Consider the following 22,913-nt stretch of genomic DNA (forward strand, 5'->3'; position numbering starts at 1 on the left):
ACGGTGAGGCCCCGCCTGGGGCCGGGTCTGGCTGGCTCAGTCCCGCAGCGCGAACCTCGCGTGAACGGGTTTCAGCCAGCGGGGCGCCCACCACATGAAGCGATACGACCACGTCATGAACGCGGGCACCAGCAGGCAGCGCACCAGGGTGGCGTCGAGCAGAACCGCCACTGCGAGCGCCACCCCGAGCTGCTTGATGAGCATCAGGTCGCCGGTCGCGAAGCCTGCGAACACCACGATGATGATGAGTGCGGCTGAGGTGATGATGCGACCCGAGCGCTGCAGACCGAGCGCAATCGCCTCTTTGGCCGGAACACCCGCCTCGACCAGCTCTGTCACCCGCGAGAGGATGAACATCTCGTAGTCCATTGCCAGCCCGAAACCGAAAACGAAGGTCAGCAGAAGCACCAACGCATCCACCCCGTGCACGTCGGCGGCATTGAAACCCATGAGGCCGGCGAAGTTGCCCTGTTGGAAGCCCCAGACGAGCACCCCGATCGAAGCCCCGAGCGAGAGCGCACTGGCGACAAGTGCTTTGAGAGGGATGATCAGCGAACCGGTCATCAAGAACAGCACGATCATCGTTCCGACCGCGATGAGCAGTGCAGCGCGGGGCGCCCCACTGAGCAGCGACCCGGCCAGGTCGGCGGTGTCGGCGTCGATACCGGAGACCCAGGCGGGGAAGGCCGGCCGGGCATCCCGGATCTCGTGCACGACCCTGACGCCATCGGTGGGCTGGTCGACCGACACCCGGACGCTCCAGCCGTCACCAGCCCCGGTCGGCACGCCGACCGAGGCCACGTGGTCGAGGGACTTCACCTGCGCGGCCCAGCTTGCCGCGTCGGCCTCGGTCTCGGTCACGAGGAGCACACGTGGGCTCGTCGCCAGTGCGAAATGTGCGTTCACCGTCTGAACGAAGTCGTACTGGGTGGATGACTTCGGAATGGCATCGACACTCGTGTTCGCGAGCTGCAGTGTCAGCAGTGGGCTGCCCATCACCAGCAGCACAACCACAGTGGCCAGGGTGAGGAGGGCGGGCCGGCGTTGCACGCGCCTGGTCAGGTGGGAGAAGAAGCCTTCAGGGGGCGCCACGTCACCGAACCGGCTGAGCAGTGGGCCGACACCGGGGATGCGCGTGAGCACGCCGGGGCGAATGAGTCGTTCGCCACTCAGACCGATGAGCGCCGGGATGAGCGTGAGCGCAGATGCGACCGCAATCACCGTCACGGCGAGTGCCCCGATGCCGATTGCTCGCACGATCGGTGGATCGAAGAGCAGGAGCCCGAGAGCCGCGATTGCAAAGACGGTGCCTGAGAAGGTGACCGTACGACCGGCCGAATTCACCGCGAGGCCGACCGCGGCCAATCGCTCGTCCCTCGACACCAGCAGGTGTTTCCGGGACTCCTCCCGAAAGCGGCTCACGATCAACAATCCGTAGTCGATCGAGAGGCCGAGCCCCACTGCGGTGACGACATTCACGACACTCGTATTGATGTCGGTGAAGAAAGTGAAGCAGAAGAGCACTCCGAGAGCGCCGCCGATGGCTGCCACCGCGCCGGCCAGAGGAATTCCTGCTGCAATGAACCCGCCGAAGACGACAAGCATGACGATGAGTGCGATGGGGAGGGCGACCGTCTCGCCTCTCGCGAGGTCGCTCTCGGAGATCGACGTGAGCGACTCGACGAGCAGCGGCGAGCCACCGACCTCGGCTGTCGCGCCGGGAAACGCCGCGCGGTACTGGAGCGAACTGGTATTCAGCGCGGCCTCGACATCGTTGACGACGGCTTTGTCGGGAGCTTTCCCGTCAACGCCGGAGATCGTTGCCGTGATGAGGAATCCGTTGCCATCGTCGGCGAGCAGAGGCACCGACGCTGGGTTCGCACTCCCATCAGCGAGCGGCCGAACGACAAGCGGGTTGGCAACTGTCGTGTCGGGCAGCGCTGCAAGAGTGCTGGAGATCTCCGTCGACATGCGGATGGCCCGGGCATCGGAGGGTGAAACTCCGTGCACCGCCAGGCTGAGTTGGTCACGCTGGACCCCACTGTCGAGAATCGCCGTGGCCCTGCTGCTCTCCCCCACCGCGGACGGCGCACCGGTCACCAGCCGCTGGAAGAGCGTCTGGCCTCCCGTAGCACCGAGCGCCGCAGTCAACGCGATGCCGACCAGCAGGATCCACCCGGCCAGTGCGATCCACGGCCGTCGGGCCGACGCCGCACCGAGGCGCCCCACCCAGCCGAGCTTCACAGGAGTCACAGGAGTTGGGTCAGCCATCACGCTCCAGGTGCGAGAACCATCTGAACGAGCATCCGCCCGCCTGAAAAGACTATGGGTGAACGACGGGCTCAGCGAATCGGTGGCTGGGTTCGTCAACGGCGGTCAGGACCCGGTATGGGGTTCGTGTGGGGTCGGACCCCTGATTCAAACCAAAAAGCCTTGAAATCGCAGTGATTTCAAGGCTTTCATTGGTGGCAAGTGAGGGATTCGAACCCCCGAAGGCTCAGCCGTCTGATTTACAGTCAGATCCCTTTGGCCGCTAGGGTAACTTGCCGAGGCGCACCCGACCACGTTCACAAACACAACCGAAGGCGCTCGCACAAGAATACTCACTGGGGCCGCTCTGGCGAAATCGACACCGGCCACAGGCGGGAGAAGTGCGGTGTGTACACGCTTGCACGGCACCCTCTAAACTCGGAGTCACCAATTCGTTGCACTCTGTCGTGCAAGTCTCAGCAAGGACGCCATGCCCGGAATCGAAGCCGTCGCCAAGCTCGCTGGCGTTTCAACGGCGACTGTTTCCCGTGCGCTGAGCGGCAACGGGCATGTCTCCCCGTCGACCCGGGTCCGGGTTCACGAAGCGGCGCGAGAGCTGGGTTATGTCGTGTCGTCGTCAGCGTCGAGCCTCGCCAGCGGCCGAACGAAGAATGTCGGCGTCGTCGTACCGTTCCTCAGCCGCTGGTTCTACTCCTCAGTGCTCGAGGGGGCCGGTGCAGCGCTCCTGCGGAACGGCTACGATCTCACCCTGTACGGCCTGAGTGGCGGAGACGAAGAGCGCACGAGCGTCTTCGAACACTTTCTGCTGCGAAAACGTGTCGACGCCGTTCTCGCGCTCACCATCGAACTCAACGAGAGCGAGCTGCAGAGCCTGCTCGACCTGCACAAACCGATCGTCGGCATCGGCGGCCCGCTCAAGGGCGTGCAGACGCTCAGCGTCGACGACGTGGCTGTAGCCATGCTCGCGACCGACCACCTGCTCAGCCTCGGTCACACCCGCATCGGGATGATCGGCGGGGCCTCGCGCTTCGAACTCGACTTCCACCTGCCCACCAACCGCAGGGCCGGCTATGAGGATGCCCTTCGGCTCGCGGGCGTTCAGCCTGACGCCTCGCTGTTTCGGCCAGCCGACTTCACGATTCGTGGTGGATACGAAGCCGCGCACGAACTTCTGACGAACGCTCCCAACCGGCCGACCGCGATCTTCGCCGCCTCAGACGAGATGGCGATCGGCTCGATCCTCGCGGCGCGCGATCTGGGGCTTTCGGTACCGCGTGATGTCTCGGTGATCGGCATCGACGGGCACGAGCACTCCGAGTTCTTCGGCCTGACCACCATGGCCCAGTTTCCGCGCCGCCAGGGAGAACAGGCCGTCGAAATGCTGATGGACCGCCTTCACCCCGGCCGCCGCGACCCGCTGCCCACGAACATCCCGTTGCCCGTCGAGCTCATCGTGCGTACGTCGACGGCGCCGCCGCCAGCTGGTTGAGCCTCCTCGCCGGTTGAGTAGCGGGGCGCAGCCACGCGTATCGAAACCCCAACGACGAGCAGGTCTTGATACGCGACACGGTCCCTACTCAACCCGCGGCGGCAGCGAATCGGTTCGCTGCCTGCGAGACCTTGAGGGCGTAGGAGGTGGCATCGTTATAGGCGGCGACCCCTTTCTTCCACCCGGCCTCCGTGCTGAGGTCTCCGCCGGCGTGGCACAGGTAGTTGGCCGTGGCGAGCACGGCATCGTCGATGTTCTGCGGGTCGGCCACGCCGTCACCGTTCGCGTCGGTTCCCCAGTTTCGCCATGCCTCGGGGATCAGCTGCATCGGCCCGACGGCCCGGTCGAACGTCGCGTCGCCGTCGATTGCTCCACCATCGGTGTCGGGTATCGCGGTCACCCCATTGCCATCGAGGGCGATGCCGTAGATCGGCGGGCTGACCACGCCGTCGGCGCCGACCGAGCTGTCAGCGTAGGTACCGTTGCCCGACTCGACCGAGCCGATCGCGGCGAGCGTGTTCCAGCCGATGTGGCACCCCGGGTCCTCTTGCTGTTTGGCCACCGCGACGCCCGTGTACGCCTGGATGGCCCGCAACGAGATGTTGGTGGACGTGGCGACGCGTGTCGCCCACGCAAGGTCGACCCGCCCCGCCACACCGGGCAGAGCGCCGGGGGTGCTGCCCAGCTGGGCCACCGCGACCGACGCCGGGGGTACGACGACGGTCTGCGGATCATCCTGCCCCGCCTGTGCATCAGCGACAGCCTGGCGTACAGCGTCTCCCAGTGGGCCCGCCGCGGCCACTCCGAACACCAGTAAGACGGCAACGGAACCCGCGACTGAGGCGGCGATCATCCACCTTCTGCGATGGATGCCCCACTTCCGCCGGCTCGACCGCCTGCGTGCGACTGCCCGCCTGCCTCCCGGCTTCTGCGAACCAGTTGGACCGCTTCGTTTCGCGCCGCCGTTGGGCTTCCCTGGGACGCTCGGCTTCCCGGGACCCCTTGGCTTCCCGGAGCGGCTGGCGGAGTTCACTCGGCCACCCTACAGATGCCCGCTTGGAGGAGCCCGACACCCGCCCGGGCACACATCGGGCGGCCGCTTCACTTCACGTCGCCCCACCCTCCCCCGGTACAATTGCGCCATGGCAGATTCAAGCTTTGACATCGTGAGCAAGGTCGACAAGATGGAGGCCGACAACGCGCTCCACCAGGCCCAGAAGGAGGTCGAGCAGCGCTACGACTTCAAGAACATCGGCGCCTCGATCGACTACAGCGGCGAGAAGGTGCTGATGAAGGCGAACTCCGAGGAGCGCGTGAAGGCGATCCTCGAGGTGTTCGAGCAGAAGCTCATCAAGCGCAGCATCAGCCTGCGCAGCCTCGACGCGGGAGAGCCCTTCGCCTCGGGCAAGGAGTACCGCATCGAAGCCAGCTTCAAAGACGGCATCGAACAGGAGGCCGCCAAGAAGATCTCGAAATTGATCCGCGACGAATCTCCCAAGACCGTGAAGGCGCAGATCCAGGGCGACGAGCTCCGGGTCTCCTCCAAGAGCCGCGACGACCTGCAGGCCACGATGGCGATGCTGAAGTCGGCTGACCTCGACGTCGCGGTGCAGTTCGTCAACTTCCGCTGACGCCCGAATGCGCCGCACGGTCGGTGGCGCGCCTTCAGTCTGGGGAAACCGTCGGAGATTCGGCGACAGTACGCGCCTCTGTGTCGTGCCCCGCAGGAATGTCCGAACGTTTCAGCCGGGCTGTGCGGGGAGAGTGGCGCGTGCGGCCAGCGTCAGTTGGCGGGCGTGGCGCGACGGAGTACGAGATACGCGAAGACCGCAGCGACAGCGGTGATCACCAGCGACCAGGCGGCCACCCCGTAGGCACCAGCGTCGACGAACCAAGTACCGACCGCGGGCCAGCCGTTGGTGACCGTGATCAGCGTGACAGCGCCGAGCGATAGGAGCGTCACCGCGATCCAGAGCACGATCTGGCCCATGGCACGCCAGCGCAGGTACACCGTGGCGATCGCCGCTCCCACGAAGAAGAAGAACGAGAACGCGAAGAACTGCGACGAGAGCCTGACGGCTGAGCACCGTGCGCCCCGTCGTGAACTCGTCGACCGCCCGGGCGGTGCCCGCAACGGTCGTTGCCGACCCGCGGAGCTCGTCGGCATCCGAATCGACGAGAATGCGGCCCTGGTCGATGACGATGACGTGTTCGAGCAGGTTCTGCACTTCGTCGATGAGGTGTGTCGACAAGATGACGGTTCGCGGATGCTCGGCGAAATCCTCGAGCAACCGATCGTAGAACAGCTGCCGTGCCACTGCATCGAGGCCGAGGTACGGCTCATCGAAGAAGGTGAGCGGAGCGCGTGAGGCGAGCCCGACGATCACGCCGAGCGCCGAGAGCTGCCCCCGCGAGAGCTTCTTGATGCGGCGCCCGAGCGGCAATCGGAAGTCGGCGACGAGGGAATCGGCGAATGCCGCGTCCCAGCCAGCGAAGAACAGCGGAGCGTTCTGGAAGACGTGCTTCACACGGAAGTCTTCGGGGTACTTCTGGCTCTCTTTGATGAAGCAGAGCTGCTGCAGCACCCGGTTGTTCTCGACCGGCGACTCGCCGAACACAGAGATCGTGCCGGAGCTCGCGAAGTCCTGGCCGGTCAGCAGCTGCATCAACGTGGTCTTGCCCGCGCCATTGCGGCCGAGCAGCCCGTGGATCTTTCCCGGCTCGAGCGACAGGCTCACGTCGTCGACGGCCACGACGCTGCCGTAGCGCTTCGTGAGGTTGGTGGTGGCGATGATGCTCATGGGTCACGCCTCCTTCTGCAAGAGAGAAACGAGCTGCTCTCTGGTGATGCCGAGTTTTGCGGCCTCGCTCACGAGGGGGCGCAGGTACTGCGCCTCGAATTCCTCGCGCCGCACTGCGAGGAGACGCGGCGGAGTGGTCAGACCTCCGGGGTCTGGTTCGAGACCGCGACCATCTCGTCGCGGGGAACGACCTTGATGCGGGTGCGGCCGGCAGCCGCGCCGAGCGCGAGTTCGTACTGGTCGAGGTGGTGCCAGCCATCGATGGTGGTGAAGACCACTCCACGCTCGTCGAGCAGCTCTACGATCGATTCCTCGTCGGGCGATGCGGGCGTCCACCAGTTGGCGCCGTCGCGCACGAGGTGCGACAGGGTCTCCATGGCGTCGGACTTCGTGTGCCCGATGAGGCCGACGGGGCCACGCTTGATCCAGCCGGTGGCGTAGACGCCGGGAACAACCTCATCATGATCATCCAGAACCCGGCCTTCGCGGTTCGGGATCACTCCGCGACGCTCGTCGAACGGAACCTCTGGAAGCGGTGAGCCGAAGTACCCGACGGCCCGGTAGACCGCCTGGATCGGCAGTTCGCGAATCTCTCCGGTACCTTCGACTCCCCCGGCACCGTCGGGCCGCGTGCGTTCGTACCGGATGCCCGTGACGGCACCGTCGTCACCGAGGACTTCGACCGGCCGGGCGTAGAAGTGCAGGTGCAGCCGACGTGACGCGGTGCCCGCCGGCCGGGTGCGCCACTGGTTCATCACTCGGTTGATCACCATGACCTGCTTGTTCGTGGCGATGGCCGCCTCCGACGCCGGGTCGAGGTCGAAGTCCTCGTCGTACACGACCAGGTCGACATCGGGGATCTCGCCGAGCTCACGCAGTTCGAGCGGGGTGAATTTCACCTGCGCCGGCCCGCGGCGCCCGAAGACGTGAACGTCGGTCACCGGCGAGGCGAGCAACCCGTCGTACACGTTCGAGGGGATCTCGGTGGGCAGCAGGTCGTCGGGGTGCTTGGCGAGAATGCGCGCCACGTCGAGCGCGACATTGCCATTGCCGAGTACGGCCACCTCGCGGGCGGTCAGCGGCCAGGTACGCGGCACGTCGGGGTGCCCGTCGAACCAGCTCACGAAGTCGGCTGCGCCGTACGACCCGTCGAGGTCGATGCCGGGGATGTCGAGACTCGCATCGCGAATGGCGCCAGTTGCGAAGATCACCGCGTTGTAGTGCTTGTTCAGGTCTGCCAGCGTCAGGTCGACCCCGTAACGCACGTTTCCGAAGAACCGGATGTCGCCGCGGTCGAGCACCTCACGCAGTGCCGTGATGATGCCTTTGATGCGCGGATGATCGGGGGCGACGCCGTAGCGCACCAACCCGTATGGTGCGGGCAGGTGGTCGAACAGGTCGATCGAGACGTCGAACGACCTCTCAGCCTTGATGAGCAGGTCGGCGGCGTAGATGCCGGCCGGCCCTGCGCCGACGATGGCCAGGCGGAGCTTGGTCATGAGGGTGTGGTTCCTTACGTTTGTGGTCAGCTCGAACGTTCGACCATGGTGGCGGCGAACTTGACGAGCGTCTTCTTGATCGTGCCGTCGGGGAGGGGTGCGAGGGCCGCGACGGCGTCATCGGCCCACCGGCGGGATTCGACGATGGTCTCAGCCGTGACCGGGTGGGCGCGGAGTTCAGCGATCAGGGCGTCGACGTCGGCGTCGGGTGTGACGGCGATGAGTTCAGGGTCGAGCCGACGGAGGAGCCCGGCCGCCGTCGGGTCGGTCGGCGCGTCTCGCTGCAGGTACAGCAGGGGCAGTGTGACGACGCCGGCACGGATGTCAGTGCCGGCCGTCTTACCCGTCTCGTCGCTCTGGGGAGCCAGGTCGATGACATCATCGACGAGTTGGAACGCGATGCCGATCTTCTCACCGAAGTCGAAGACGGCCTGCTGGTATGCCTCTGGCGCGTTCGACACGAGCACTCCGAGCTGCGCGGATGCCGCAATCAGCGACCCGGTCTTGTCGGCGAGCACCTGGAGGTAGTGCACAATCGGGTCTTCGCCGGGGCGCGGCCCGACCGTCTCGTGCAGTTGTCCGAGGCAGAGCCGTTCGAAGGTGTCGGCCTGCAGGCGGATCGCCCTTTCACCGAGAATCGAGAGCAGCTTGCTCGCGCGGGCGAACAACAGGTCTCCGGTGAGGATAGCGATGGAGTTACTCCACACCGTGTGTGCGGTGGGCACGCCTCGACGCTGCTCCGCTTCGTCCATCACGTCGTCGTGGTAGAGCGAGGCGAGGTGAATGAGTTCGATCGACGTTGCCGCGGTGATCACGTCGTCGGTGACACCGTCGCCGAGCTGCGCGGTCAGAAACGCCAGGAGGGGGCGAACACGCTTGCCGCCGGCGTCGAGCAGGTACCGGGCCGACACCTCGGCCATGCCGTCGTGGAAGGCCGTTTCGGTGACGAGGTTCTTCTCGAGGCGTTCGATGCCCTCCTCGACCGCGCGGTAGGCCTTGCGGTCGTCGGCGGTGGAGAAGAGTCGTTCAGCCAGCGAGAGCGAGGCCGTCGAGGGCTGGCTGCGCCTAGCCCCCTTGGAGGGGTTGGCGCCCCAGAAAATGTCCGCGGAGCGGTTCGTCGGCTTCACGTGTCAAGCCTACTGAGTCGGCTGCGGGCTCGAGGGCTTCACGCCACGGTGCAGGGCGACGATGCCGAAGGTCAGATTACGATAGCCCACCTGTTGGAAACCCGCTTCTGAGAGCCACCGGCTGAGCGTGGTCTGGTTCGGCCAATCTTTGATCGACTCTGCGAGGTAGATGTAGGCGGCGGGATTCGAGCTTGCCACCCGGGCCACCGCCGGCATCACCCGCTGAAGATACGTCGAATAACCGACCCTGATCGGCGTGAACGGTGGTGTGCTGAATTCGCAGATCACGATCCGGCCGCCGGGCTTGGTGACCCGGTAGAGCTCACCGAGTGCGACCTTCGGGTCGACGATGTTCCGGAGCCCGAACGATATCGTCACAGCATCGAACTGATTGTCGCCAAACGGAAGGTTCATGCCATCAGCCACGATGAATTCGATGTTCGGGTTGCCCGCCTGCTGGCGCTTACCGACCTCGATCATTCCGGGCGAGAAATCGGCCGCAACGACATGGGCACCGCCCACCCCATTCTTCACGTGCCTGGCGAGAGAGGCGCTTGATGTTCCCGTGCCGGCCGCGAGGTCGAGAATGCGCTCACCCGGCCTCGGGGAGACAGCTTTGGTCGTCGCGATGCGCCAGAGCACATCGTTACCCGCCGAGAGCACGTTGTTTGTGCGGTCGTAGTGGGTCGACACATCGTCGAACATCGCAGAAACCTGCGCGGGTTGCTTACTGAGGTCGGCCTTGGACACCTTCCAAGTTTAGTTCGCTGTATCAGGGCTCACGGGAAACGCTCAGGATGCCCGGGCCGATCGCTGGCGGCCCAATCCGCGGGGTGCGGCGTAGGGTTGCTTCGTGACTGATTCCGCGCCGCACAAACCCCGGCTGTACGTTGAAACACTCCCGGTGGGCGACATCCGACTCCTCGTCCCGCTGATCGACTCGCGAGACCCATTGCTCTGGATCCGCATGGGCCAGGGCATGGCCGGCATCGGCACAGCGCTGCGCCTGGAGTTCTCGGGCGAATCACGGATCGTCGACGCGTGCGCGCGCTGGCGCGAAGTCGCTGATGCGGCGACCGTCGTCAACCCTCTCGGCTCTCCCGGCACCGGGCTCATCGCCTTCGGCGCGTTCACCTTCGCAGGAGACTCGTCACTGCCCAGCGTGCTCATCGTTCCGCAGCTGATCATCGGCAAGCGCGACGGGCAGTTCTGGGTGACGAAGGTGACCGTACTCCAGCCGGGCGAGACCGTGCCGGGCGATCATCCATCGCTGCCTGGCGGGAGGCAGCTCGGCGAGGAGTACCGTATTTCTCTGCTGCCGGGGGCTTCGAAACCCGACACCTACCGCGGCGCCGTCGAGAAGGCTGTGGCGCACATTCTCGCCGGCGACCTCGAAAAAGTCGTTCTCGCGCGCGACCTCGTGGGGCATCTGCCGGAGGGGGCCGACCTGCGGCGCGTCATCACCGACCTCGCCCTGGGCTACCCCGACTGCTGGACGTTCGCGGTCGACGGCCTCATCGGCTCGAGCCCCGAGACGCTGGTACGCGTTGACCGTGGCACCGTGTCTGCCCGGGTTCTGGCCGGCACGATTTCGCGCGGCCGTGATGCTGAGGCAGACCACGACCAGGCCGTCGCACTCGCCACGAGCGCCAAAGACCTCGACGAACACCGCTTCGCCGTGGCGAGCGTGCTCACCGCGCTGTCGCCGCACAGTCGAACGCTCATCACGAGCGAGATCCCCTTCACCCTCAAACTGCCGAACCTCTGGCACCTCGCCAGCGACGTCGAAGGCGCGCTCAGCGACGGCTCGACTTCGCTCGACCTGATCGCCTCACTGCACCCCACGGCGGCCGTCGCAGGCACCCCGACCCCGGATGCCCTGCGACTCATCGGCGAACTCGAACCCTTCGACCGTGGTCGCTACGCGGGCCCGGTCGGCTGGGTCGGGGCCGACGGCGACGGCGAATGGGCTGTCGCCCTGCGCTGCGCCCAGGTCGCCGGCGACGGAGACATCACGGCGTACGCCGGCGCGGGCATCGTGGCCGAGTCGCAACCCGACCACGAGTTCCTCGAGACGCGCATGAAGTTCCGGCCGATCGTCGAGGCGTTCGCGTAGCACTGCTGCATCACTCCGCGGGCTTGCCTGCGGCTCCGCGATCTGTCGTGTGAGCCGGTATCGATGTCGAGATGACGCGATACGCACTCCCGAGCCGCGTCAGAGGGCCTATCGCGTCAGGCCGAGAGCGGTATCGGCGGTGGTCAGCGAGGCAGACGGACCTCGACGATCGCGGGGACGGTCACTTGGGCCGTGAGCGCGCTGTCGAGGTCAGTACGGGTCGACACGATCGAGTAGGCCCAGCCGTACGCCTTCGCAAGGGAGGCGATATCGACGGACTGCGGGGTGAACATCACCCGGTCGAATGCCGCACGGTTCGCGGTATCGGCGACTTCGAGCGTGTCGAAGATCGTGCCGCCCCCGTCATTCGCGACGACGAGCTGGATGCGCGGCCGTCGCTCCCCCACACCGAGCAGCATGCTCCCCACATCGTGGAGGAGCGTGAGGTCGCCGAGAAGCAGCCTGGTGACGCCGACAGAATCGGCGCCGCGCTGGCTCGCGAGCGCGATGCCGATCGCCGTGGCAATGGTGCCGTCGATGCCGGCCAGCCCACGGTTCGAGTGCACGCGGATGTTCTTGCCCGGCACAACTCGGTCGAGATCCCGGATGAGGCGTGAGGCACCGAGCACGAGCCGGTCGTGCGGCCAGGTCGCCTGCCAAAGGGCCAGAGCGAGAACGCGCCTCGTGATCGGGGCGCGCAGCGCAGCGAGTTCGGCCAGGCGGTAGTCGCGGCGCACGGCGATGTCGGGGGAGCGAGCGTCGTCGGGGTTCGGCGGGGCGACCTCGTCGAGCTGGGACGCGACGATGGCCCGGCTCGCGAGCACCCACAATCGGAGCCAGTCACGATCATCCGGAGCGTCACGGCCTTCCGGGCTAGCACCGCCTGCCGTCGGATCGGTTGCGACCGTCACCGAGGAGGCAAACCGAGAGACCCGGTGGCCAGGATTGTACAGACCGATTGCGTCGTCGGTCACCGCTCTTCGGCGGAATACAGCACGGGGATCGACGTTGTCGCCCGCATCGGCACTGGCGCGGGCGAACTGCTCTGCGGCTTGAAAGTGGGCGTCGGCGTCAGGTGTGACGACGATGGTCTCGACGCCCTCCCGCAGCGAGAGAATAGGGACCTCGCGCGAGAGAGTCGGGTGGCCGAAGACAATGGCTCGTTCGACCCTGCCGCCGAAATCGGGGTCGTTCAGCAGCTCTCGGTATGCGACCACGAGGTTGCGCCCGAATCTGGATCCACTGGAGGGTTCAGCGACCAGCGGCCACCCGCCTTCGTGGGCGAGCTGCTCGGCCGCCCTGCCAGCGCCGTGGCCTGCGATGACGATGGTGCGTGGGCCGCGGGCGAGCTCGAGGGGGGCGGGCTGAAGGCCCCCAGCCGCGGCGTGCGAGGCGCGAAGATGGTCGTCGAGTGTGACTGTGCCCGGCGAAGGCTCTCCGATGACGACCTCACTCGTCTCCGGCTGCTCACCAGCAAAAGCGAGCGGGTTCGGGACCAGGTCGGGAACCGACGCCGAGAGTGGTTCACGGAACTGAAGGTTGACGTGGACCGGGCCCGGGCGGCCACTGTGGATTCCCACCGCCGCTTCGTAGGCCTCTCGGGCGATGGCGATTGCAAGAGAAGGTTCGCCTGCCTGCCCGCCCGGCGCGCCGACGTCGATGGAGTGCCGGACGAAGCGCCCGAAGATGCCCGGCTGCCAGGTCGTCTGGTTGCCGCCGGTGCCGCGCAGTTCAGCGGGGCGGTCAGAGCTCAGAACAAGCATCGGCACACTCGAGTGGCTGGCCTCCAGCACAGCTGGCAGCAGGTTTGCGACAGCCGTGCCGGAGGTGGTGACGACGAGGGCAGGTTGGCCGGTTTCGATGGCGAGGCCCAGGGCAGTGAACCCCGAGGTGCGTTCGTCGATGCGCACCTGGAGGTCGATGAGGTTCGCCCGATCGAATTCTGCAAGCGCGAGGGCCAGCCCCTGTGAGCGGGAACCCGGCGAAAGCACCGCGTCTTTCACCCCGAGCCGGTGGAACTCCTGCAGGAGTGCGAGCGAGAAATCAGCAGCCGGGCTGCCCGTGGAGATGTGCGCCCTGGTCACCGCTCGGATCTGCCGGTGTCGGCTCTCCCTGCGTCAGGGTCGTCGTCGATCTCGGCGAGTTGCTGCTCGAGTTCGCGAAGCTGTGCATCGGTGACCGGCTCTGCGCGGAGGTTGCCGAGGAAGTCGGGGTCGTCATCTGGACCCACTGTGCGGTAGACGGGCTGCAGGCGGGGATTCTCCCGGCCCCTGCCGACAAGGAACCAGAGCACGGCTCCGATGACGGGGAAGAGGAGCACGATGAAAACCCACACCAGCTTGGGCAACCCTCGCACGCGCGCTCGGGCGAACAGAATGCAGTCCACGAGCGCGTACACAGAGAAAGCCACCGCCACTGCGACGAGACCAACCAAGAGACGAGCCATAGTCAAACCATACGCCCTGGCGCAGGTGCTAAACCTTCTGTTTGCTGTGTCTGTGGGAGACGTACGGCAAGCGCTCAGAACGGCTTCGATAAACTGTAGGAGTGAAAACAAGTCGAATGTGGTTGGTTTACTCGCTGATCAGGATCGGCCTGTTTGCGGTGGTTCTCGCACTGCTGCTTCTGACGCAGATGACACCGTGGATTGCCGCGGCCGTGGCCGCCGTCATCTCGCTCTGTGCGTCGTACATCTTCTTGCGCAAGCCCCGCGAGCAGCTTGCGCAGGGCCTCTATGAGGCACGGCATGGCGAGGGCAAAGTGGCTCCGCGCGCACCCGAGAAAGCCGGCTCAGACGAAGAGAACGAAGACGCCGTCGTAGACGGCGACCCGGCGTCCCGCAGCTGAACGTCCCGCAGCTGAACGTTCGGTAATAACTGAACGCTCAGTAACTGAACGCGAACACGCTCGCAAGTGCCAGCCCGTAGACCAGCCCCACGAGGCTGGTGAGCTTCAGCGCCAGGATGAACTCCTTTGCGGTCTTGCCGGTGAGCACAATGAGTGCCGCCGGAATCGCGATCAACAGCGTGAAGAACACCAGCAGAGCCAGCGGATAGATCCACGAGACGAGTGCCGCGACCACGTAGGCCACAAGCATGAAGAGCACGTACACAACGCGGGCGACACGGTTGCCGACCAGCACGGCGAGCGTGCGCTTCTTCGCCACCTTGTCCTGGTCGATGTCGCGGATGTTGTTCGCCATCAACACCGCACACGCGATGGCCCCGGCACCCACGCTGGCGACCAGAGACTCGACGTTGTACGTGCCGGAGAGGATGTAGGTCGTGCCGACCGTGGCCACAACGCCGAAGAAGATGAACACGAAGACTTCGCCGAAGCCGTAGTAGCCATACGGCCGCTTGCCCCCGGTGTAGAAGTACGCGGCCGCAATGGCGATGACGCCAGGGATCAACAGCCAGTAGTGTCCGGTCAGCACGACGATCGCAAGGCCCGCGAGAGCGCCCAGGGTGAAGAAAATGACGGCGACGGCGAGCACCCGCTTCGGGTTCGCCACCCCGGAGCCGGTCAGGCGCGGCGGCCCGACCCTGAACTCGTCAGTGCCACGCACGCCGTCGGAGTAGTCGTTCGAGTAGTTCACCCCGATCTGCAGGAACAGCGCAACACCGAGGCTCAGCGCAGCCAGCGCCCAGTTGATCGTGCCGAATCCACCGGTGATGATCGTCGAGGCGCCCACACCGAGCGCAACGGGCGCGATTGCGAGCGGCAGCGTTCGAATTCGCGCCCCGGCGATCCACATCGCCGCCGTCGGCGTGGTGAGCTTGTTCGGAGCCGAGTGCTGCTTCTTGCCAGCCGGGTGACCCGACCTCTTGCGTTTGGTTTGTGCCACCAGAAGATTCTACGAGTGCACAGCCGAATGGATGCTGCGGGGGGCCGACAGCACGCAGAACCCTGTCACTCTGACGGACTTTCGGCGAGCATCCGCGTGATTGCCAACCGGTCGGGCTTGCCCGAGCTCAACGTCGGCAGCGTGTCGACGAAGACCACTCGCGTCGGGGCGGCAGCACGACCGACACTCGCCGTCACCGCAGCCTGTAGCGTGACGAGTGAATCATCACGGGAGGCGGTACCCGTGCCCGCGCTGGGGCGCGCGACGACGACGGCGGCCGCCTGCCCCCACGCCTCGCTCGGCACCGCTGTCACGATCGCGGTTCCGTACCCCGGTACTGACTGCACGACGCGCTCGACCCAATCGAGAGCGACCTTGATCCCGCCGGAGATCATCACGTTGTCGAGCCGCCCGGTGATGCTGACGATGCCTTCGGTGACGTCCCCGCCGTCTGCGGTTCGATACCAGCGATGGCCAGCGTCGGAGTAGAACTTCTGCGCCGTCAGCTCCTCGTCGCCGAGATACCCCTCGGCCAGCGTCGGACCACCGAGCTCGAGTTCGCCAGCGGTGACCCGCGCGACGGCCTGGCCGATGGGTCGGCCGTCGTAGACGCATCCACCGCTGGTCTCGCTCGAGCCGTAGGTTCGCACTGCCCTCAGCCCGAGGTCGAGGGCCGCAGTGAAAAGCGCCTGGGGTACCGCCTGGCCGCCGATGAGCAGGGCATCCAGTCGCCGGAGCGAGTCCCGGATGCCCGGCGAACCGCCAGCGGCATCAACCAGTCTGGCCAGTTGGGCCGGCACGATCGACGTGAACTTCAACGGCGCGGTCAGCTCGTCCACGAGTGCCGCGAACTCCGCAGGGTCGAAGTGCCCGGCAGGCATGACAACGGGCTGCGTGCCCGCGACGATGGAGCGCACGAGCACCTGCATGCCCGCGATGTAGTGCGTGGGCAATGCCAGCAACCATTGGCCTCCCCCGCCGAGCACCGATTCGGTGGCGGCCGCGCTCGCCAGCAACGCGTCGGCGCTCAGGGCAACTCGCTTCGGCACGCCCGACGTGCCCGAGGTCTCGACGACGAGAGACACCCGCTTCGGCACCTCGCGTGACAGGGGTCGCCCTGTCTCCTCAACGACCACTCGTGGCACACTGGCGGGAGTGGTTCGTGTGCCTACTGCGGGCCTGGCATCCGGCACACCGGCGGGAGTGGGTTGGGTGGCTCTTGCGGGCCTAACATCCGGCGGGTCGACCGCTGCCGTCGACTCGCCGACCTGAACACCCTCGCCGAGACCGCCGTGACCGCCCGCGAATTCGATGTCACCTACCGAGCCGACACGCCGACCGGGCACTGCGGCGTCAGTGCGCCGTTCGCGCGGCAGGATCGCCGGACCACTGCCGTCGAGCGCCGCCTTCAGCGCAACCGTCACCGCGGCAGGGTCCCCACCGCCGATCACCTCAAGTCGTCGCGTCACGTCATCCACCCTACGGTCTCAACGGAAGGCATCCACTCGTTCGTCTACACGGGGCGCTACGTGCACACTGCACGTGCGAGGGCGCGTGGACGAACGGGGGGACGGTTCAGTAGTGGTAGGGGAACGGTGACCAGTCGGGCTCGCGCTTCTGCAGGAACGAGTCGCGCCCCTCGACGGCCTCGTCGGTGCCGTAGGCGAGCCGGGTCGCCTCACCGGCGAAGACCTGCTGCCCCACGAGACCGTCGTCCACCGCGTTGAACGCGAATTTGAGCATCCGGATGGCCGTGGGCGACTTGGTGAGAATAGTGCGCGCCCAGTCGAGGGCAGTCGCCTCGAGTTCAGCGTGGGGCACAACTGCGTTTACGGCCCCCATCTCGTGGGCCCGCTTCGCACTGTACTCCCGCGCCAGAAAGAACACCTCGCGAGCATTCTTCTGGCCGATCTGCCGGGCGAAGTAGGCGCTGCCGTAGCCCGCGTCGAACGACCCCACGTCAGCGTCGGTCTGCTTGAACTTCGCGTGCTCCTCACTGGCGATGGAGAGGTCGCAGACAACGTGCAGCGAGTGCCCGCCGCCAGCTGCCCAGCCGGGCACCACCGCGATGACGACCTTCGGCATGAACCTGATGAGCCTCTGCACCTCGAGAATGTGCAGCCGGCCCGTCGATGCCGCGTTCAGCCCGGCCCCGTCGCCCTCGGCGTACTGGTACCCGTCGCGGCCGCGGATCCGTTGGTCGCCGCCGCTGCAGAACGCCCAGCCGCCGTCTTTCGGGCTCGGGCCGTTCCCGGTGAGCAGAACCGCACCGATGCGCGGGTTTTGGCGGGCATCGTCGAGCGCACGGTAGAGCTCGTCGACCGTGTGCGGGCGGAACGCGTTTCGCACCTCCGGCCGGTTGAATGCGATCCGTGCAACCTGGCCCTGGAGGTCGTGGTGATAGGAGATGTCCGTCATCGACTCCGCTCCGGGAGCGATCTTCCATGAACCAGCATCGAAGATTTCAGAGACAAAGGGCTGTTCGGTGACCATCTGTTCAGCCTAGCCTTCGGCCCGGTGGTGCGCGCCTCGGCTGTTCAGCGGGACAATGGGGCATGCCCCAAATGAACCGCCCTCTGCCGACGCTGACCGAGCTGCTCGAACTGGCCAGCGTCGTTTCGCTGCCGTTGAATACGCGCTTCCGCGGTGTGGATGCCCGGGAGGCAGTCATTCTGAGGGGCCCGCTCGGGGCCACCGAGTTCTCTCCGTTCGTCGAATACGACGACACCGAGAGCCTGGCCTGGCTGGCCGCAGCCATCGATTTCGGCTGGAGCGAGACCCCACATCTGTTGCGTGACCGTATCCCCGTGAACGCCACGCTGCCTGCCGTCGCAGAACCCGACGTCGAGCAGATTCTCGCCCGTTACCCTGGCTGCCGAACGGTCAAGGTGAAGGTAGCCGAACGTGGCCAGTCGCTCAGCGACGACATCGCCAGGGTCAGGGCGACGCGCGCCTTCATCGGCACCGAGGGCCGCATCCGCCTCGACGCCAACGGGGGCTGGAACGTCGACGAGGCCGAGCACGCCATCCACGCTCTCGCCGAGTTCGACCTCGAGTACGTCGAACAGCCCTGCGCGACCGTCGACGAACTCTGGGAGATCCGGCAGCGCGTCAAGTACATGGGAATCCCCATCGCAGCCGACGAGAGCGTGCGCAAGGTGGATGATCCGCTCGACGTGGCTCGCCGGGGTGCCGCCGATCTGCTCGTCATCAAGGCCCAGCCCCTGGGGGGCATCCATTCAGCTCTCGACATCGTCGAGCGAGCGGGCCTGCCCGTCGTGGTCTCGTCTGCCCTCGACACCTCGATCGGAATCGCCATGGGCGCTCACCTCGCAGCGTGCATTCCGAATCTGGAATACGACTGCGGTCTCGCGACCGCTGCCCTGCTGGCGGCCGATGTCACCGCCGAACCGCTGCTGCCTGTCGACGGCGCAATCCCGGTGGTACGTCCGGTGCTCGACGAGACGCTGGTCGAGAACAACCTCGCGGCTCGCGACCGCGACGTCTGGTGGCGCGAACGGCTCATGCGCACCTACGGCCTGCTCGAGGCCCTCAGCGAGTCGTCAGGCCGCCACGCCGGCTGATCTGGCCCCAGGAGCTTCGGCGGTCTACAGGCCGGAGTAGGAGTGCAGGCCGTGGAAGAACACGTTCACCACGCCGAAGTTGAACAGCACCGCGCCGAAGCCGATGATCGCGAGCACCGCCGAGCGCGAACCGCGCCAGCCCCGGGTCGCCCGGGCGTGGATGTACCCGGCGTAGATGACCCAGATGATGAAGGTCCAGACCTCTTTGGTGTCCCAGCCCCAGTAGCGGCCCCAGGCTCGCTCAGCCCACACTGCGCCGGCAATGAGCGTGAAGGTCCAGAACACGAACCCGACGATGTTCACCCGGTAGGCGAGGTTCTCGAGCCTGACCGAGTCGGGCAGTGACGCCAGGAACTTGAGCTTCAGGAACTTCGCCCCGGTTGTGATGGTCTCACGCCGGTACTGCAGCAACTGGATGCCCGACAGAGCGAACCCGAGCGCAAAGAATGCGGTACCGAGACTCGCCACGAACACGTGGATCACGAGCCACGCCGACTGGAGCGCCGGCGGCAGCGGGGCGATCACCACGTAGTAGTTCACCGTCGAGATGCCGAGCAGAATGAGTACGAGGCCGGTGACGAAGGTACCGAGGAAGCGCAGGTCGACGCGGGTGATGACGAGGAGGAAGACGCCCACAATCAGCACCGTGCCGGTCATCGAGAACTCGTACATGTTCGCCCACGGCACCCGGTTGGCGGCAATGCCACGCAGGATGTCAGCCGTCACTTCGAGCAGGAACCCGATGAGGGTGAACGCGACGCCGAGGCGCAGGCTCAGCGAGCGGCTCGACGTGCTGCCGTCGGCCGCAGTGACGCCCGCAGAACCAGACCCGCGCCCGCCGAACAAGCGGCCGCCCGGGTTCTGGGTCGCTGGTGCACTTTCTGGGGCCGAACCAACCACGGGCGAGCCGACGCCCCCGGCACCGACTGCCGCCCCGACGGTCTCGCGGGCGGGCGCAGGGGTCGTCACAGTACCGTCGACACTGACCAGGTTGCCCTTGGAGACCTGCGCGGAACGCCGAGCCAGGTCGAGAGCGAACGCGATGAAGGCCGCGGCGTAGAGGACCATGGCCCCGTACAGGAAGAAGATCGAATACTCGTCGAGAGTTAGCGTCACGGTGTAAGCCTAAGTGTTTGTTCGGTCGGCGGGAATGGGTGCATCTGGGGCGTCGCTGAGGGTCTTCGTGTGCCTGTCTGCGATCTCGGTCACAGCGCTCACGAGACGCGGGTCTTCGCCGCGTGCGAGCCCCGCATATTCGAGGGTCAGGGTACCGTCGCTGCGCTCTGTCGCCTTGACCCAGACGCGCCGGCGCGGGATGAACAGCGAGATGAGCAGGCCACCCAGCGCAGACGCTGCGAACAGCAGCACCCAGCCCTGGGTCGGGTCGTGGTGGATGTCCAGCGAGGCATAACGGTGAACGGCGTCGAAGCTGATCGTGCCGAGCCCGTCGGGCAGGCTCTGGCTGTCGCCCGGCTTGAGTTCGATCGACTTGACCCCGGTCTTGCCTCCGGTGAGCTGCGTCATCTTGTCGGTATTCAGCGAGTAGACCGAGGTCGGCACTCCGCCGTTCAGCCCCAGGTCTCCGTCATACACGTTGAGCGTGAGGACGGGATACTGCGCGTCAGGGTACGAGGAGTAGAACGCACCGGTCGTTGACGTCGCCTGCGTGGGGTAGAAGAACCCGATCATGCCGAGCTGTCTGGCCAGGCCATCCGGAATCTTCACCACACCGACGCTGGTCAGGTTCGCGTCCTGCGGCAGGAACGGCACCGAGTCAGTGAACACCACGTTGCCTGCTGGGTCTTTCACGGTGATCGTGGGAGCGTAGCCGTTGCCCAGCAGGTAGACGTCGGTGCCACCGATGCGGAGCGGCGAGTTGACCTTGATGGTCGACTGCTGCGCTGGCTGGCCCTTCTCCTGTGTGGTGACCGTGGCGTTGTAGTCGATCGGCTGCCCGAAGGCTCCGTCTGCCTTCGTCTCGTAGGTTGCCGTGAACTGGTCGAGCTTCAACGAGTACGGGTCGAGCGAGTTCTCGCTGAAGAACCGGCCGGGGTTGAAGGTGTCGAAGGCGCTCAGCGTGTTCACGAACGTGCCTCCGCCCTCGACGAGGGTGCGCTGGCCCGCGAAGCCGAAGCCCCCGCCGACACCGACGGTCATCAGGATGCCCACCAGAGCTGCGTGAAAGACGAGGTTGCCCGTCTCACGGGCGTACCCACGCTCGGCCGAGACCGAGGCCGTGTCAGTGGAGCCATCGGCACCGGCGTCGGCGAAGACCACGACCCGGTACCCCGATTTGCGCAGCTGGCGCCGGGCGACCTCGATGGCCTGCACCGCACTGGTGCCCGATTCGGCTGCGAGCTCACGCTTCTGGAATCCACCCAGCCGCGCGAGATTGCGTGGGGTACGTGGAGGCTTCGCGCGGAGGGCGTCGAAGTGGTGCTTCGCGCGCGGTATGACACAGCCGACGAGTGAGATGAAGAGCAGCAGGTAGATGCTCGAGAACCACACCGAGGTGTAGACATCGAAGGCCTGCAGCTTGTCGAGGAACGGCGCCAGCGACGGGTTGTCGGCGAAGTACTGGGTGACGCCGTTCGGGTCGGCGGCGCGCTGGGGAACGAGCGAACCGGGAACAGCCGCGAACGCCAGCAGCAACAGGAGGAAGAGCGCTGTGCGCATGCTGGTGAGCTGTCGCCAGAACCAGCGCAACCAGCCCACCAGGCCGAGTTTGGGCTGCACGATGTCGTCGCCGCCGGGGCCAGAGATGGCAACCGAGGGGTCGGGTGAGTCGATGTGATCAGATGGCCGGGACAAAACCTGTGATCACCGCCTGAAGCTGGTAGGTCCAGGCGGTCCAGAGACCGCTGACCATGAGAATACCGATCACGACGAGCCCTGCTCCCCCGAGAATGTTGATGAAGCGAATATGCCGCTTCAGGAATGCGATGGAGTGCGTGACCCAGTTCAGGCCGAGCGCCACCAGCAGGAACGGGATCCCGAGACCGAGGCAGTAGAAGAGCCCGAGCAGCGCGCCACTGAATGCCGATCCGCCGCTGAGGCTGAGCGCCTGGATGGCGCCGAGGGTCGGGCCGATGCACGGAGTCCAGCCCAGACCGAAAACAATGCCGAGAATGGGGGCACCTGCCAGCCCGGTTGCCGGTCGCCACGAAGGCTTGAAGGTGCGCTGCATGAAACTGAACTGCCCGATGAACACAAGTCCGAGCAGAATGACGACGACACCCAGCACCCGCGTGATGACGTCGCCCCAGACCAGAAGCCACACACCCAACGCACCGAACAGCGTCGAGGCTGCCACGAAGACGAGGGAGAACCCGAGAACGAAGAGGCTGATACCCAGAAGCACCCTGCGACGGTTCGCTCGTTCGCCCGGCTCGCTCAACCCGCCGACGTACGCGAGGTAACCCGGTACGAGCGGCAGCACACACGGCGAAGCGAACGAGACCAGGCCGGCCAGCATCGCGATGGGTATCGCCACGAGCAGCTGGCCGTTCAGCACAGCGTCGGCGAAGGGATTCACCACGGCGTTCAGCTCGCTTCAGCGACAGCGCCGCTGATGAGGGTGTCGAGGATGCTCGGCTCAGTGGTCTGGCCCAGGATCCGTGCGGCAACCCGGCCTTGCTTGTCGATCACGAGCGTCGTCGGCACGGCGTTGGGCGCGACGAGCCCTGCGAGGGCCAGCTGCACACCCCCATCGGTGTCGATGACAGACGGATAGGTGATGCCGAAGGACTTCTCGAACGAGAGGGCAGTGTCGGCCTGGTCGCGCACGTTCACGCCGAGAAAGCTCGCTCCCTTGTCGGCGTACTTCGCACTGAGGGTCTGCAGAGCGGGCGCTTCGGCCCGACAGGGCGCACAGCCTGCATACCAGAAGTTCAGAACAAGAACCTGGCCAAGATACTGCGAGGAGCTGACCGTGGTTCCGGATTCTGTGGTGGCCGTGAAGCTGACGGGGGTGCCGCGGTTCTCTGCGGCAATCTCGGTCACGGTGCCGTCGCCGGCGATGTACTGCTTGGAGTCACCGCTGCGGTATTGAGCAGCAAGTGGGTCGCTCGAGCAGCCGGCGAGCAGACCTGCCAGCGCCAGAGCAGCGCCTAAGGCAAGCAGCCGACGCGAGGTACGAGCCCGAAAGGTTCGTGGGAAGAGGTAATCAGGCATGCCCGG

20 protein-coding genes and 1 tRNA gene are annotated in these 22,913 nt (G+C 66.0%); 5 read left to right on the forward strand and 16 right to left on the reverse strand.

The features are described 5' to 3' along the window. Positions 1-36: 36 nt before the first annotated feature. Both KPL76_RS02600 and KPL76_RS02605 read right to left on the reverse strand, forming a co-directional pair. Positions 37-2,271 (reverse strand): MMPL family transporter, encoded by a 2,235-nt coding sequence (locus tag KPL76_RS02600; RefSeq protein WP_216334930.1) that lies wholly within the window; start codon positions 2,269-2,271, stop codon positions 37-39. A 192-nt stretch (positions 2,272-2,463) separates the two neighbouring features. After that, a tRNA-Tyr gene (locus KPL76_RS02605) sits at positions 2,464-2,548 on the reverse strand. Between the two features lie 192 nt (positions 2,549-2,740). Here KPL76_RS02605 and KPL76_RS02610 point away from each other — a divergent pair. Then, positions 2,741-3,760: a LacI family DNA-binding transcriptional regulator gene (locus tag KPL76_RS02610; protein WP_216334938.1), complete on the forward strand. Its 1,020-nt coding sequence runs from the start codon at positions 2,741-2,743 to the stop codon at positions 3,758-3,760. A gap of 88 nt (positions 3,761-3,848) precedes the next feature. Here the strand turns inward: KPL76_RS02610 and KPL76_RS02615 are convergent, their stop codons facing one another. Continuing rightward, the gene (locus tag KPL76_RS02615; protein WP_216334940.1) at positions 3,849-4,613 is read right to left on the reverse strand and encodes a lytic transglycosylase domain-containing protein; all 765 of its coding nucleotides are present in this window, start codon (positions 4,611-4,613) and stop codon (positions 3,849-3,851) included. Positions 4,614-4,902: 289 nt separating this feature from the next. Here KPL76_RS02615 and KPL76_RS02620 point away from each other — a divergent pair, with 289 nt between their 5' ends. Further along, complete coding sequence (locus KPL76_RS02620) at positions 4,903-5,391, forward strand: YajQ family cyclic di-GMP-binding protein (RefSeq protein WP_205106665.1); 489 nt, start codon at positions 4,903-4,905, stop codon at positions 5,389-5,391. Positions 5,392-5,502: 111 nt separating this feature from the next. Here KPL76_RS02620 and KPL76_RS02625 read toward each other — a convergent pair whose 3' ends face one another. From KPL76_RS02625 to ubiE, 4 genes are all read right to left on the reverse strand, one after another. Further along, positions 5,503-6,561, reverse strand: a complete 1,059-nt coding sequence (locus KPL76_RS02625; protein ID WP_216334942.1) for an ABC transporter ATP-binding protein — start codon at positions 6,559-6,561, stop codon at positions 5,503-5,505. A gap of 137 nt (positions 6,562-6,698) precedes the next feature. Beyond that, on the reverse strand, positions 6,699-8,060 hold the full coding sequence (locus tag KPL76_RS02630; protein ID WP_216334944.1) for an FAD-dependent oxidoreductase: 1,362 nt from the start codon (positions 8,058-8,060) through the stop codon (positions 6,699-6,701). Between the two features lie 26 nt (positions 8,061-8,086). Beyond that, on the reverse strand, positions 8,087-9,187 hold the full coding sequence (locus KPL76_RS02635; protein ID WP_371733929.1) for a polyprenyl synthetase family protein: 1,101 nt from the start codon (positions 9,185-9,187) through the stop codon (positions 8,087-8,089). A gap of 9 nt (positions 9,188-9,196) precedes the next feature. Then, positions 9,197-9,937: a bifunctional demethylmenaquinone methyltransferase/2-methoxy-6-polyprenyl-1,4-benzoquinol methylase UbiE gene (gene ubiE / locus KPL76_RS02640; protein ID WP_216334950.1), complete on the reverse strand. Its 741-nt coding sequence runs from the start codon at positions 9,935-9,937 to the stop codon at positions 9,197-9,199. Positions 9,938-10,040: 103 nt separating this feature from the next. Between ubiE and KPL76_RS02645 the strand changes: the two genes are divergently transcribed. Beyond that, on the forward strand, positions 10,041-11,303 hold the full coding sequence (locus KPL76_RS02645; protein ID WP_253202124.1) for an isochorismate synthase MenF: 1,263 nt from the start codon (positions 10,041-10,043) through the stop codon (positions 11,301-11,303). Positions 11,304-11,446: 143 nt separating this feature from the next. Here the strand turns inward: KPL76_RS02645 and menD are convergent, their stop codons facing one another. Beyond that, positions 11,447-13,387: a 2-succinyl-5-enolpyruvyl-6-hydroxy-3-cyclohexene-1-carboxylic-acid synthase gene (menD, locus tag KPL76_RS02650; protein ID WP_253202125.1), complete on the reverse strand. Its 1,941-nt coding sequence runs from the start codon at positions 13,385-13,387 to the stop codon at positions 11,447-11,449. After that, positions 13,384-13,749, reverse strand: a complete 366-nt coding sequence (locus KPL76_RS02655) for a PLD nuclease N-terminal domain-containing protein (protein ID WP_216334957.1) — start codon at positions 13,747-13,749, stop codon at positions 13,384-13,386. The genes menD and KPL76_RS02655 overlap by 4 nt, the downstream gene beginning before the upstream one ends. 101 nt (positions 13,750-13,850) lie before the next feature. On the opposite strand from KPL76_RS02655, the gene KPL76_RS02660 reads away from it, so the two are divergent. Further along, on the forward strand, positions 13,851-14,150 hold the full coding sequence (locus KPL76_RS02660) for a DUF4229 domain-containing protein (protein WP_216334959.1): 300 nt from the start codon (positions 13,851-13,853) through the stop codon (positions 14,148-14,150). Between the two features lie 37 nt (positions 14,151-14,187). Here the strand turns inward: KPL76_RS02660 and KPL76_RS02665 are convergent, their stop codons facing one another. From KPL76_RS02665 to KPL76_RS02675, 3 genes are all read right to left on the reverse strand, one after another. Continuing rightward, entirely contained in the window at positions 14,188-15,150 is a 963-nt protein-coding gene (locus KPL76_RS02665) for a 1,4-dihydroxy-2-naphthoate polyprenyltransferase (RefSeq protein ID WP_253202126.1), read from the reverse strand. Between the two features lie 65 nt (positions 15,151-15,215). Next, entirely contained in the window at positions 15,216-16,619 is a 1,404-nt protein-coding gene (locus KPL76_RS02670) for an AMP-binding protein (RefSeq protein WP_253202127.1), read from the reverse strand. Between the two features lie 106 nt (positions 16,620-16,725). After that, the gene (locus tag KPL76_RS02675; RefSeq protein ID WP_216334961.1) at positions 16,726-17,643 is read right to left on the reverse strand and encodes a 1,4-dihydroxy-2-naphthoyl-CoA synthase; all 918 of its coding nucleotides are present in this window, start codon (positions 17,641-17,643) and stop codon (positions 16,726-16,728) included. A 71-nt stretch (positions 17,644-17,714) separates the two neighbouring features. Between KPL76_RS02675 and KPL76_RS02680 the strand changes: the two genes are divergently transcribed. Continuing rightward, positions 17,715-18,734: an o-succinylbenzoate synthase gene (locus tag KPL76_RS02680; protein ID WP_216334963.1), complete on the forward strand. Its 1,020-nt coding sequence runs from the start codon at positions 17,715-17,717 to the stop codon at positions 18,732-18,734. A gap of 24 nt (positions 18,735-18,758) precedes the next feature. Here the strand turns inward: KPL76_RS02680 and ccsB are convergent, their stop codons facing one another. The 4 genes from ccsB to KPL76_RS02700 form a co-directional block, all read right to left on the reverse strand. Then, positions 18,759-19,802 carry a c-type cytochrome biogenesis protein CcsB gene (gene ccsB, locus KPL76_RS02685; RefSeq protein ID WP_216335955.1) on the reverse strand — a complete coding sequence of 348 codons (1,044 nt, stop codon included), beginning with the start codon at positions 19,800-19,802 and terminating at the stop codon, positions 18,759-18,761. A gap of 57 nt (positions 19,803-19,859) precedes the next feature. Next, positions 19,860-21,545 (reverse strand): cytochrome c biogenesis protein ResB, encoded by a 1,686-nt coding sequence (locus KPL76_RS02690; protein WP_216334965.1) that lies wholly within the window; start codon positions 21,543-21,545, stop codon positions 19,860-19,862. Next, entirely contained in the window at positions 21,529-22,209 is a 681-nt protein-coding gene (locus KPL76_RS02695; RefSeq protein WP_216335957.1) for a cytochrome c biogenesis CcdA family protein, read from the reverse strand. The genes KPL76_RS02690 and KPL76_RS02695 overlap by 17 nt, the downstream gene beginning before the upstream one ends. A gap of 68 nt (positions 22,210-22,277) precedes the next feature. Then, positions 22,278-22,907 (reverse strand): TlpA disulfide reductase family protein, encoded by a 630-nt coding sequence (locus KPL76_RS02700; RefSeq protein ID WP_216334967.1) that lies wholly within the window; start codon positions 22,905-22,907, stop codon positions 22,278-22,280. Positions 22,908-22,913 lie beyond the last annotated feature (6 nt).

The organism is Subtercola sp. PAMC28395 (genome assembly GCF_018889995.1).
Classification (GTDB): Bacteria; Actinomycetota; Actinomycetes; order Actinomycetales; family Microbacteriaceae; genus Subtercola.